Origin of the sequence: Acinetobacter sp. 102, from assembly GCF_037028485.1 — a bacterium.
In the GTDB taxonomy this organism is placed as follows: Bacteria; Pseudomonadota; Gammaproteobacteria; order Pseudomonadales; family Moraxellaceae; genus Acinetobacter; species Acinetobacter higginsii.
This window is the reverse complement of sequence record NZ_JAZEZK010000006.1, coordinates 62193-74395: the sequence shown is the minus strand read 5'-3', so window position 1 is coordinate 74395 and position 12203 is coordinate 62193. Positions and strand designations below refer to the sequence as shown.

At 40.3% G+C, this 12203-nt stretch carries 15 protein-coding genes and 1 pseudogene; 5 read left to right on the top strand and 11 right to left on the bottom strand.

Annotated features, from left to right (window positions below; all coding sequences use genetic code 11):
* Window positions 1-64: 64 nt before the first annotated feature.
* Together WA352_RS07455 and ykgO are read right to left on the bottom strand one after the other, a co-directional pair.
* Window positions 65-541 carry a copper resistance protein NlpE gene (locus tag WA352_RS07455; protein ID WP_336141770.1) on the bottom strand — a complete coding sequence of 159 codons (477 nt, stop codon included), beginning with the start codon at window positions 539-541 and terminating at the stop codon, window positions 65-67.
* 108 nt (window positions 542-649) lie between these two features.
* Window positions 650-775 carry a type B 50S ribosomal protein L36 gene (gene ykgO, locus WA352_RS07450; RefSeq protein WP_081400817.1) on the bottom strand — a complete coding sequence of 42 codons (126 nt, stop codon included), beginning with the start codon at window positions 773-775 and terminating at the stop codon, window positions 650-652.
* 337 nt (window positions 776-1112) lie between these two features.
* Between ykgO and WA352_RS07445 the strand changes: the two genes are divergently transcribed.
* Together WA352_RS07445 and WA352_RS07440 are read left to right on the top strand one after the other, a co-directional pair.
* On the top strand, window positions 1113-1424 hold the full coding sequence (locus WA352_RS07445; protein ID WP_336141767.1) for a hypothetical protein: 312 nt from the start codon (window positions 1113-1115) through the stop codon (window positions 1422-1424).
* A gap of 67 nt (window positions 1425-1491) precedes the next feature.
* Window positions 1492-2139 carry a hypothetical protein gene (locus WA352_RS07440; protein WP_336141766.1) on the top strand — a complete coding sequence of 216 codons (648 nt, stop codon included), beginning with the start codon at window positions 1492-1494 and terminating at the stop codon, window positions 2137-2139.
* A gap of 28 nt (window positions 2140-2167) precedes the next feature.
* Here the strand turns inward: WA352_RS07440 and WA352_RS07435 are convergent, their stop codons facing one another.
* The 7 genes from WA352_RS07435 to WA352_RS07405 form a co-directional block, all read right to left on the bottom strand.
* Window positions 2168-2464: a hypothetical protein gene (locus tag WA352_RS07435; RefSeq protein ID WP_336141765.1), complete on the bottom strand. Its 297-nt coding sequence runs from the start codon at window positions 2462-2464 to the stop codon at window positions 2168-2170.
* Between the two features lie 4 nt (window positions 2465-2468).
* Complete coding sequence (locus tag WA352_RS07430) at window positions 2469-3818, bottom strand: SNF2-related protein (protein ID WP_442892239.1); 1350 nt, start codon at window positions 3816-3818, stop codon at window positions 2469-2471.
* Window positions 3716-4177, bottom strand: a complete 462-nt coding sequence (locus tag WA352_RS07425) for a hypothetical protein (RefSeq protein WP_442892228.1) — start codon at window positions 4175-4177, stop codon at window positions 3716-3718. Before WA352_RS07425 ends, WA352_RS07430 begins: the two co-directional genes overlap by 103 nt.
* A gap of 105 nt (window positions 4178-4282) precedes the next feature.
* Entirely contained in the window at window positions 4283-5101 is an 819-nt protein-coding gene (locus WA352_RS07420; protein WP_336141762.1) for a DUF2303 family protein, read from the bottom strand.
* 62 nt (window positions 5102-5163) lie between these two features.
* Window positions 5164-5490: a hypothetical protein gene (locus WA352_RS07415; RefSeq protein ID WP_336141761.1), complete on the bottom strand. Its 327-nt coding sequence runs from the start codon at window positions 5488-5490 to the stop codon at window positions 5164-5166.
* A gap of 167 nt (window positions 5491-5657) precedes the next feature.
* Window positions 5658-6212, bottom strand: coding sequence for a DUF2815 family protein (locus WA352_RS07410; protein WP_005145498.1), 555 nt, complete (start codon window positions 6210-6212; stop codon window positions 5658-5660).
* A gap of 13 nt (window positions 6213-6225) precedes the next feature.
* Window positions 6226-6678, bottom strand: coding sequence for a DUF2800 domain-containing protein (locus tag WA352_RS07405; RefSeq protein ID WP_442892227.1), 453 nt, complete (start codon window positions 6676-6678; stop codon window positions 6226-6228).
* A gap of 66 nt (window positions 6679-6744) precedes the next feature.
* Between WA352_RS07405 and WA352_RS07400 the strand changes: the two are divergent.
* The 3 genes and pseudogenes from WA352_RS07400 to WA352_RS07390 form a co-directional block, all read left to right on the top strand.
* Window positions 6745-8901, top strand: a pseudogene (locus WA352_RS07400) (GNAT family N-acetyltransferase); the annotation flags it as partial.
* Between the two features lie 176 nt (window positions 8902-9077).
* Window positions 9078-9413 carry a phage holin family protein gene (locus WA352_RS07395; protein ID WP_336141759.1) on the top strand — a complete coding sequence of 112 codons (336 nt, stop codon included), beginning with the start codon at window positions 9078-9080 and terminating at the stop codon, window positions 9411-9413.
* Complete coding sequence (locus WA352_RS07390) at window positions 9410-10018, top strand: glycoside hydrolase family 19 protein (RefSeq protein ID WP_336141758.1); 609 nt, start codon at window positions 9410-9412, stop codon at window positions 10016-10018. Before WA352_RS07395 ends, WA352_RS07390 begins: the two co-directional genes overlap by 4 nt.
* 86 nt (window positions 10019-10104) lie before the next feature.
* Here WA352_RS07390 and WA352_RS07385 read toward each other — a convergent pair whose 3' ends face one another.
* Both WA352_RS07385 and WA352_RS07380 read right to left on the bottom strand, forming a co-directional pair.
* A complete protein-coding gene (locus WA352_RS07385) occupies window positions 10105-10821 on the bottom strand; it encodes a hypothetical protein (protein WP_336141757.1) in 717 nt (238 codons plus the stop codon).
* 45 nt (window positions 10822-10866) lie between these two features.
* On the bottom strand, window positions 10867-12156 hold the full coding sequence (locus WA352_RS07380) for a Y-family DNA polymerase (protein ID WP_336141755.1): 1290 nt from the start codon (window positions 12154-12156) through the stop codon (window positions 10867-10869).
* Window positions 12157-12203: the final 47 nt, after the last annotated feature.

Sequence of the window (12203 nt, the reverse complement as noted above, 5' to 3'; positions counted from 1 at the left end):
GGGTTTTTTATTGACTGTATAAAAAGCCCACTATATTGAGTGGGCTTTTATCGGTAGAAATAACTTATTCAGCTTCTTTCTTGAGTTCGTATTTGTCAGCCAATTCGCCTGTAATTTCTTTGCCTTCCGTGTAGAGGGCTTTTAAGTAGCCTTCAGCAACGAAGTATTTGCGGTTATCACCTGCTTTGTCGAGTTCAATAATAGAAGTGTTCTTGCTGTCAAAAGCGAAGCTACCTTTGCTTTCAAATGCTTTGCCATCACCTTTGCCTAAATAAGTCTCTTTGATCTCGTAAGTTTTATCTAGGTTGAGCTTAAGCTCAGTCTTAATTCCTTCGCAATCTGCGCATGGAAGTACACCTGTATATGTACCATTCCAGTCTAATGAATTTTCTGCGGTATGTGCACTATCAGCGATGACTTCAGAGCTTGCTTCTGTTGTGGTTGCTGGGGGTGTTTGCTCATCAGTTTTTGGGGTTTCTGCTTTATTGCATGCAACTAAAAAAATAGATGCCAAAGAAATTGCGATTAGTGATTTTTTCATCTTAGATATAACCTTGTGAAAACATTAATATCCAAGTTATTAGATTTTAAAAAGAAATGGTAGTAAGGGAATGTAAGGGTTATTTAACCTTTGGTAAAGCAAGACAAGTTAACCTTGTCTTGCTTTGAAGCGAGGGTTTGATTTGCAAATGACAAATAGCTTGCCACGACGCTTAATAATCTGGCAGTCAGCACTACGACGTTTTGCACTTTTAAGGGATGAGCAGACTTTCATTTTAGGTCTTGATGAATTTGTGTTATGTTATAATATTTCGCTTATTTGAGCATGTAGAGTTAGTCTTATTCTTTGGTGGAGTAAATGTTAATAATAAAAAAGCCCTTATCTTTCGATAAGGGCTTTTTTGAATCTGGAGCGGGAAAGGAGACTCGAACTCCCGACCCCAACCTTGGCAAGGTTATTTAATTATTTAGAAAACAATGAATTACGTTTTTGTGGTGTCGAAGTGGTGTCGAACCAAATTATTGTAACAAAATGCTTATTTTGTATCGTTTTTTGAGTAAAACGGGTAAATCTATTCTTTCAGCTTACATTTTATATAAGGGGTTAGGAAGTGGTAAACGATTTTAACGGTTTAAATAAACTTCTAGAAAACGCAAAAAATTTAGAAGGGGAACGCGATGTGTCTTTAGGCACCCTTTTTAACGAAGGTTTTCTTCAAACGCATACAGATTTTCAAACCATTGATGATTTATTTGTGGCGGCGGGTTTCAAAGTAGAGTCACATGAAGATTTTGAAGCAATTCCTCAAGAGGAAATTGATAAGTTTGTTCGTGATAACACTCAGTTTGAAAGTTTTAACGATTTACATGCAAAGGCGGCAGCTGAATACTTTAGAAAACATTTATTGAATGGCCTAAAATAACTAAAGGCGCTTAAAGCGCTTTTAGTTTAAAATAATTACAAATTAATATTTTAAGTAAACATTTTAAATGAAAAATTTAAAAAATTATGAAATTTTTATAATACTCCTTTGTTGCATTCTTATATGCTTAGAAATCTCAATATTTGGAAAAGTTCTAATTGGCTATGACAGTGACTATTTAAGTTCTGGTGTCACTCTGTTTGCGGCATTCATTGCATGGGTGCTTTATAGCGATTGGAGAGACCCATATAGCGCTCAAAAACTTGATGAAGAGAGATCAGCTATAAGAGTAACAGCTAAGAGTTTTCGTAATAGTTTTTATGAGTTTAATTCTCATGTTTTGAATTTCCCTGGTGGCGTACCTAGTAGTGCAGGACCATATTTTGCTGAGTACATGAGGCTTGAAGGGCATATGCTAAATTGTTTAGAAGATCTGTCCGAAAACCTACATTTTTATTCAACATTTTTTTTGGAAGAAACGGATGATGTAAATACTCAAACACATAAAGATAATTTAATTATCTATTCTCAGAAAATAATAGATTTTCATGGGAAATTTCACGAATACGATCCTTATACAAATTTTGTGAATGTATTTGCACACATAAATGCCAATGTACGCAGCCGATTCTTTATGGAAATAGTAGAAAAGTTGTGCACTGATTTGCCACAAGAATTGGCGGTTATGCAGCAATCTGCTCTAAAAAAGAAATAAAAATTAAAGGCGCATATAGCGCCTTTTTCTAATTTTTACGTCGTGATTGCCTTGCTAAAGTTTGAGCATTTAGATTCTCTAAGATCGGCATGACCTCTTTGGGATCGTACATGTGTTTACCGTCACGTCCACGGTTAAAAGGTCGAAGGGTTTCGATAATAGTTTTACGTGAAAAACTGAACCGCTCCATTAAAAAAGATACAGGCACTCGCGGCGGCAATTCCTCCGCTTTCATTTCAACAACCTTTCCAATATTGGGAATGGTTTGATTGAGAAATATTTGTGGCGGCGTTTCTGATTCAAAAGTTAATACATATTTACCCATTTTATTAAACCTCTCTGCGTTTCATTGCTTCCATCAATAAATCCTGCACTTCGCGCTTGGAGTCTCTGCGCTCCATAACAACAGAATCAATCGTGTTTTTGGCAATGATGTGGTAAATGTAAACTGGACGATCATGGCCCGCTTGCGCTTGGCGCGTTGGTCCAATACGTTCTATGATTTGTTGGTATTGTTCTAAGTCCCACCAATGGGAAAAGAAAACTAAAATATTCCCGCCATCCTGAAGATTCAGTCCATGACCTGCACTTGCTGGGTGAGCAAATAGCACAGGGATTTTGCCTGCATTCCAGTCGTGAATTGTTTTAGGGTCTTTGTCTAAATGCTTGCCGCTTGGGAAAGCCTTCTGTAATCGCTCAAGGTCACTTTTAAAGTGATATGCAACGAGTACTGGCATCCCGCATGCTTCCTCAATAATTGATTCAAGTACCTGTAGCTTTAAATCATGCACCGCCTGCCAATTACCTTGATCGTCTGTATAAACAGATCCGCTTGCCAATTGCAGACACTTCATTGTTTTTGATGCTGCATTGAATGCTTCGACTTCTGTGGTTTCCGAAAGTTCAATGAACATCTCCTTTTCCATTTCGTCATAAAGTTTTCGCGCTTTGCCTTTGAGCTCGATTTCAACTGTTCTGAATATTGGATCTTTGATATCAAAATAATCTTTAGCCTCAATGCTCAAACAAATATCTTTGAGCTTGGTTTGGATTTCATTTTGACTATGGGGAAAGGGTACAAGCTGCACAGCATTACGGTCTGCACCAACTTGGATTTGTTGAAACCAACGCTGAGTAAATGCGCCAAAACTTGTACCTAATCTTTGACCGCGATCAATGAACCAGACTTGACCCCAAAGGTCCTTAAGCCCGTTGGGGCTTGGCGTTCCAGTCAAAGCAATGAATCGTTTAACTCGAGTATGAGCGACCTTACCTAATGCGCGTGCGCGTACCGAACCTTGGCTCACGCGAAAACCTTTAAGCTTTGTGCTCTCATCAGCAACCACTTTGGTGAAAAACCAATTTTCTTTTAAGTAGCCAACAAGCCAAGGCAAATTTTCATAATTGATTGTGTAGACATTGGCTTGTTGTTTTAAAGCACGTACACGTTCTTCAGCAGTACCAACTATCGCTACCACTTTGAAGTGCTCTAAGTGCTTCCACTTCTTCGCCTCATCAGGCCATGTGGTAGCAGCAACGCGCAAAGGGGCAACAACCAGAGTTGCACCAGGTTCGATTAAATCAAGCATGTCCAAAGCGGTGAGGGTAGAGGATGTTTTGCCTGTGCCCATGCCCGCCCACACACCGCAACGCTCATTATCAAGAATGTGCTCGATAATGGCGTGTTGGTAATTGGTAACGAATGGCTCAAGGCTTGAACCATGGTATCTTCCCAACGATGAATATCTCGCGCGGCTTGGTTGGCCAAGTTGCTTTTTAGATTGCTGTGACGTAGAACCGTTCTGTCAAAACCAGAATTGTGCGCGACAATTTTTATATTCTTATCACTATCAAGTAATGCCTTCATCAAAAGCACTGGCATATTTGAACCGTCTGTTACATCCCAAACATGAACAGGACCATCATCTAATGCCCATGCGAAAACCATGATTTCTGCATTTTCAGCATAAATATGTGTGCCGTTTTTAATAGGGGTTTCGCTGTATGTTTCTAAATCGAGATAGAGGGTAGAGTTCATTTTTATAATCCTTAGCAATTTATGCTTTGGTAAAGTGAACGTAGAGGGTCAGCAATACATTCACTTTCCAAAGCAACCCGCTATGTGCGGGATGCAATGATGGGTTTAAGCTTGGTATGAACCTTGGTAGAAACTGCCTAAATCAGCTAATTCACTTTCAAGAATTTCAGTGAATTGATCTGCACGAAGTTGGTTGTGTGCATCGCGACCTACAAAGCGCAATACAAACGTTGGTACGTCGTCTTTTGTTGAAATACGGAAAGAAATTTTGATGTCTTCAACTGGCAAGCCTTTATAACTTTCAGTTGTAAGAATAAAGTGGGTAGGTAAGTCAGCAGATACGCCTTCCGCTTCAGCAGCTTCAGTAACGCTTAGCTTATGGCCCATATCACGTACATCACTATCAACATCGCGGCTACGGCCAATTTTCACATTACGAATTGCACGTAATGCCTTTTCTGCTGTTAATTGTTCATTGCCAGCATATGGCTTTACGAAATCAGCCCAATCGTCCAACCAATCAATAAGGTTTTGTTGAGAGAAACGGCTTCCGTCAATACTGATTAGCGCCTCAAATTCAGGAGTCTTTTCCAAGTTCAAGCGTGCGGTATCGTCACCATGACCGGGTGCAACCTCATCACCAATATTGAAAATGGTTTCAGCAGATAAACCGTTTTTAGTTGAGATAAATGATTTAATTCCTTTAACACCACGATCAGACACATATGCAATAAATGCAGCAATTGCTAATGTTGAAAAACGTCCGCGAAAACGGTCACGTTGTTGATTAAATTGTTCAAGCGAATGAACTTTAAAATCGGCAGGGATGATTGCAATTGAAGCGCTACCATCGACGTTGATTGGCATTTTTCCTTGCGCTGCAATTGCAAGTTGTGAGATTTTTTCGATTGCTGTTTGTTCCATGATTTTTACTCTTGGTTAGGTTCGTGTTGTTTAAATCAAAGTTCGTGTAGAGCTATGCAGAATTAATCTGCATAGTCCGTAGTGCGTACTTTTTCAGGCATAAGGGAAATCACACCGCCACGTAATACGTGCATTGGGGTCGCACCCTCTGACAGCTCTGTACGATGGCCTTTTGCAGTTGGGGTTTTATAGTCAATCGAGTGGCTAATATTGACCTGTGATGTATCTGAGATTTGCTTAAGCTTGAGCTTAATGGTTACTTCGCCTTGTTTACCGTTAAGCACTACGCCTGCAGCAACATCAGAGAGCACAGCGCCTAATTGCTTTTCAAATACACCTGCGTTTAGGTCACCAAAAAAATTTGGTACATCAGTTGAGGTTTGGCTCATTTTTAATTGTCCTTCTTTTGATTCGGAATTAGTGCCACACTGACGCAGTGGCGGCGGCTATTGCCTAAAGGGGAGATAGAGGACCCTTATCAATAGCTGCTATGGTTATTTCCAGTTCCAACACTCATAGCTTGTCGGATTTGGTGACACACTGGTCTTTGCGGTCGTTATGCGAAAAGTGGATCTTCGCCCATGTCATCGGCCGCAAGGTCGTCAAATTCATCAGCATTGGCAACACCGCCACCTGCAAACGCTTCACCATCTTTCAGGAACTGAACGCCACGAAGTGATGCGTTAATGCGCTTGCCGTAGTTGTTGTCTTGGCACCAAAGTTCGATTGATGCATTCACATAGCAACCCGCATAAGGTTTGCCGTCTGCTTGAACAAGCGGGGTGCGGTCACGGTCTACTACGGTTACACGTGTTTTGTTGCGTGAAGAAATGAAGTAGTGGCCTGCAAATCCTTCATAGTCAGATTTAGTGTCGCCATCGTGCAAAGCCGTGCGGTCTTTGGTTTCGATTTCCTTTTTAACTTGAGGCCATTTTGCGCCCCATTTTTCTGAACCTGCTTTTTCCATAGCGTCTTTAATTTCTTTGAGCTGCGGATGATTCGCAGGAAGTAAGAAAGATGCAGAAAAAGCCGGTTCACCTTCGCCATTAACTGTTTTTGCTTCGAACAAGTTAGGGAATGCAAGGCGTACATTTTTAAGAGTTAATTTCATTGTTATTGCTCCATTAAGCAGTTAGGTCTTCAAAATCGTTTTGTGGGTTTACATCCAGTGCAGGACGTTTGTCGCTAATCGGTGCGACAGTAGCTTTACCGTCAGCACGTGTAATAAGGGCTTCAACTTTGGTCCATTGGCGCGGGCCGATAACTTCAGCTTTTTTGAGTTTTTCGGCTGTCGTTGGACTAATTAATTTGAGGTCGTACATTTCCTCAGTTTTGAGCCGCATGCTCTTAAGCATTTTTTCTGCTTCTTCAGCATCGGCCCAAGTGCGAGATCCTTGTCGACCTGCTACAAGCTTGAAGCCCTGAACCTGTTCACCTGCATGTAGCTTCTGGTGAACTGCTGAATCAATGGCTTTGATCCACGACTCAAGAAGGGGGATCGCTGCGTACAATTGCCCAAGCTTGGTGTTTTCGTGATTCGCAACTTGCTCTGTGGCTTGTGCAATCTCAATAGGCAAACCGCCTCAGACATATAGCCTAAGCGTGGTTGATGGATGACCATACGGACTTGCTTGTATTCACCGATTAATCCGAATCAGGCAGCTGTATCGCTTGATGACTTCGGTTCATTAAAAAAGATTAGTGACAGCGTTTCTTTATTTGGTTCAAGCCTCACAGATCCTCGTCAACAAGTCACATATGACGATTTGCAAAATGCGATTGTAAAAGGAACTTCTACAGAACAACAAAAGCGCTTACAAGAACTCGGCGTGTTTCAAAAGCCTAATCCAGTGAAGCCAACAGTTAGCAATTTATTAACAGATCAACTAAATGCACCATTCTTTCCTAAAGCACCTGAACAACAAATCAAAGAAGTACATGACCAAATTCTAAAAGAACAAGGCGCATATGCTGCCGCACGTTTCAATCAGTACATGGAAAATCGTAAGTTTTGGGATAGTCAAGGTCAACTGCTGCCACAAGAAGAACGTGAGGGCAGCACAAATTGGGATGCAACAAAGCGTGGCTACGCATCGTTATGGCAAACCATAGGTGCAGCTAAATATGCAGCCACTGGTGATGACAGTATGCTGCAGCGATTCACCAATTATAAAAAGCGCCTTCCTCAATCCCAAGAATTAGTAACCCTTTTGGATGACATGGGGCAAGCCGCAAAAACAAATGAGGCGGGTTGGCTTGGTGCTACACAAGAATTTATAAATAAAGCAGATGGCGGAACAATAACAGAATTAGCACTTGAACAGCTTCCGCCTAGTTTGATCGGCTTCGGGATAGGTGCAGGTGCGGGAAGTGTATTAAGCCAAACATTGACCCGAAACACGGCTAAATATGCACCCATTTTTATGTCGATTGAGAAGGCTCAAAACTTAACCCGAGGTGCAGCATTTGTTGGAGGTGCAATACAGGGCGGCATTGGTGCTGGCACAGCGGACGTTGCAATTTCCTATGGTCAAAATATGGCTGAAGCGCGTGAAAAGTTTCTAACACGTCAAGAGCAAATTGACTATGCAGCTGCTAAAACATGGGGATCAGCTAAATATTCAGCTTTAGGCGGTTTGTTGCTGCCTGTAAGCTTTGGAGGCGCATTGCGAACGGTAGGCGGGCAAGCGGTTATCCAGTCGGCCGCAGGGGTTTACTCTGTGCAAGGTGCAGCCGATGCAGTAGGAGAAAAGGCGGACCCGGTTGAAATGGCATTAGAGGGCATGTTGGGCATGATTATGGCTGCGCCTGAAGTTGCCATAGTGTCAGCAGGTAAGGTTAAAAACCAACGTACAGCCGAATTTGCCTTGGAACAGTTACGCCAAGATCAGCAACAGGATGCAGTACGTTCAAGCACACTTGCCGCAATTCTTAACACTCTGGTAAATCGTAACCGAGAGAGCAAAACCAATCAGCGTGATGAATCTGCAAGCCAAGATTTTTTGCGCCAAGCAATTGAGGAACACGGCGCAATTGATGAAGTCTATATCGATGGGCAGACTTTTAACCAATTGTTGCGTGATCGAGATATCGCACCAGAGGATTTATTTTCACGCGCTCCGAGTCTCGAAGACCAGTTAGGCAATGCTCAAGAATTTGATGGCACAGTTCAGATCCCGATTGATGAGTTTGTGTCGTCCATGTCTGCATTGGATGATGCAACAGCTTTTGTTGAAAATGTTCGTTCACGTCCAGATATGCCTACACTTAAAGAAGCCCAAGAGAACCTGGCAAAAACTACAGAACAAATGCGCCAAGAGGCTGAAACATACTTAGATGAACAATCTAAGTTCGAAGTATCTGAAGATTCTCGGGAAATTGTTGCAACCGAGATCCAGAATCAACTTGGTAAAACAGGAACTTTTAATGCTAAGTACAACCGTGCTGCAGGCGAATTGGCTTCAGCATTTTACTCAACCTTAGGCGATAAATTAGGTATAAGTGCAAAAGAAGCGTTTGACCTTCATCCGATTCGAATTACAGATACACCCAATACAGACAATGGAGTTACTTTTAAACAAGCTGATATTCCAGAGCAATCAGAAAGTCTTGAATCTTTTGTAAAATCAATGCGCGAAAACCATGGAATTGAGCTCGGTTTAACTGGTAAAGGCTCTGTTATGTCGTTGCATAAAATCCTAGTTCCTGAGGCACAACGCAACCAAGGCATTGGCACCAAAGCAATGCAGGATATTATTCAATATGCTGATGCAAACAATAGAACGATTGCTTTAACACCCAAACGCAGCAGGCCAACGAGTCATGGCTGATAAGATTAAGCCGTTTTTAGAATCAATTTAAACCCCTAGTTAATAAGTCAGATAAGCCCCTAAAGGGGCTTTTTGCTGTCAACAGATTTCGATACTTCACAAGTGCACTTTCTTAAAATAACTAAAACATTAAAGGTGTACTTACTTTGGACAAATTAACAATAAAAGAAGTTTTAGCGGGCCTAATTACATACGGCTGGATAATTGCACTTTCGATGTTTGGGGGGCTAGTAGCATTCATTAGACGGCTCAATCAAGCCAAAGAGCCGCAACCTCTCAGTGTTGTTTTTTGGCGTTTAACTGGCGAACTAATTATCAGTGCATTTGCCGGAATTATCACAGTTTTGTTGTGTATCTATTGGGAGATGCCGCTCGTATTAATTGGGGTGCTAGCAGGTATCGCAGGGCATCTTGGTGGTAAAGCAATCGACACCTTTGTGCTGATCTGGAAATCAGTTATAAGCGGGGGGAAGATACAATGAAAATGACGTCAAAAGGCTTTGCGGTACTTCGTGAAGCTTTTGGGAAGTTAACCCAAAGTCAGATTGAAGAAATCAATTTTATTGTTTCAGCAATCAACCAAGACAAGTTGATCAGCTATTCGCAAGCTGCTTATATTCTTGCTACTACGTGGCATGAAACGGCAAAAACAATGCTTCCAGTGATCGAGTATGGAAAAGGTAAAAACCGTACATATGGCACGTGGTATCTGAATAGTTTAGATCAACGCTATTGTTTTAAAGACAGCAGTAAACAGGCGGCGTATCTTTGTGAAGACCGTCCATATTTATATTATGGTCGTGGATATGTGCAATTAACTTGGTATGCCAACTATGAGAAGGCATCTAAGAAAATAGGCATTGACTTAGTTCAGAATCCTGAACTTGCGACCCAAAAAGAATATGCAATCAAAATTATGCTTGAGGGTATGAAAGAAGGTTGGTTCACTGGTAAAAAACTCAGTGACTACATCTATCAAAGCAAAAAAGATTATGTGAATGCACGGCGCATTATCAATGGCTCTGACAAGGCAATTCTAATTGCTGGTTATGCAGATACGTTTGAATATGCTTTGAGGCGCCCCTGAAGTGGCTACCCATTCTTGTAAACGCTCATTGCCTTCATTAGTTGTGAGCGTTGCCTTGATTTTGTTTTTAAAATAGCCTATCAGATTTAATTTTTATTAAAGTTAATATATGGGGAAGTCTTATCTAAAATCGGATTAAAAAAGGCATTTATAAAGTGCTTTCTTCTATTTTCTAGGTTTATTTTTAAGGTGTTAATTGATTCGGGGGATTCATTACTGAAATTGTATGCAAGCAGTCCTGAAATAGCCATTTGGTATCCATTAAATTCAAAAATTGAAATATCATTTATATTTAGATCTTCATAGTTGATTCTATACATTTCTATGTTATTTCTTAATAAATCCAATATCTCTTTATATTCTTGTTTTAAATTATTATTTTTTTCCTGTAGTGTTAGTCTTTCATTTTCATGTCTGGTAACAAGAGATGGGCTCAAAGGAGTATTATCAGGAGGGTTACAAATATACTCGTTCATTTCTGTAAATATCATGGCGGTTTCGAAGTTTTTATCACATAAATTTTTGAGTCTTAAAAGTAACATCTGAATATTTTTTGCAAGTTCAGATCTATTAGAGGAAGATTGTGTATCTTTCCATGTTTCAAAAAGTTTAGCTGCTATAATTGCGGCGCCTAGGGTAGCAATTGCTGAAAAGAAGGAAATACTAAGATCCATTGCATCTTTAAATGCAGATGTATTCTTCAGCTCAAAGAAAATAAAATATACTAAAAAGAAAAAACATACTGTTATTGTGGTTAAGCCGCCACATATACCCACTAAAAACTTTTTAATATCTTTATCCATTATGATATAACTCAATGTATTTAATGATGATATATAATAATCTAATTATCCAACTCTCAAAAGTCCTTCCCATGTAAAAGGGTTGTTGCTCAGTTTATCTCGACTCATAGACCAAGCCCTATTGGGCATAAAGCATGGCCCGACACCGATTTTCTTTTTACCGAATTTTTCTTGAATCGCCTCATAGGTTTTCATTAACTTTTCTTTTTCTTCAATCTCATTCATATCTGTTAATAGATCATAAATGTGTGATGATTTTGGCTCTAAACATGTAAACATCACACCGCATTTTTTAAACTTGATACCCGGTTTAAACACATGCGTAATCATAATCGTGGCAGCTTTAACAAAATCAGTAACGCAATCTGTAGGCTGTGGAAATGCGAAAGATACTGACTTGTTATAAAAAGGGGTGTTTCCATCAAATGGGTTTGATTGTGCGAACACAATGAGGCACCCGCAAAGTGATTTGTCAACACGTAATCTCTTGCATGCATCTTGGGCATGAAGGGCGATAGCTTCTTTCAAATCTTGAAGTTCAGTAACTTTTTGCCCAAAAGACCTGCTCGATATAATCTGCTTCTTACTTGGTGGGGTGTCCTCAATCTCAATGCATGATATTCCTTGCAATTCGCTAACGGTACGAGCCATCACGATACTGAATATTTTTTTCATCTGAATAGGATTGCTACAAGCTAAATCGAATACTGAATTAATCCCCATGGATTGCAGTTTTTTAGTGTGCTGTCGACCAACGCCCCAAACTTCTGACACATCGATCTTTGCTAAATAATCCTCTTTATTACATAGATCCATTCTTGCTAAGTCGCACACACCATTAAATTGCTTATTCTTTTTAGCAATGTGGTTTGCAATTTTTGCTTCAGTTTTACTGCGACCGATGCCTACACAGACAGGTAAACCTAGCCATTGCCAAAGCGTATTTTTCATTTCATGGCCGTACTGCACAAAGTCTATATAGTTAGAAAATGTCGTTAAATCTAAAAATACTTCATCAATTGAATATCGCTCTATCTCAGAGTTAGCAACAAAGCCTGAAAGGATGTTGTAAAAGCGCTTACTCATTTCTTCGTACATGGCATAGTTACTCGACATGACAACGACGTCATTGCGCTCAACAATATCCCTAATTTGGAAAAGTGGTACACCCATTTTGATCCCGATATCTTTTGATTCTTGGGAACGTGCAACGGCGCAACCGTCATTGTTTGAAAGGACTATGACGGGGCGGTTGTTAAGCTTTGGATTAAACACGCGTTCACAGGAAACGTAGCAGTTGTTTACGTCAACGAGTGCAAAAAATCGGTCTTTCATGGTCAACTTGAAAATGTTACAAATTCAAGTTAAATGTTAGAACTGTG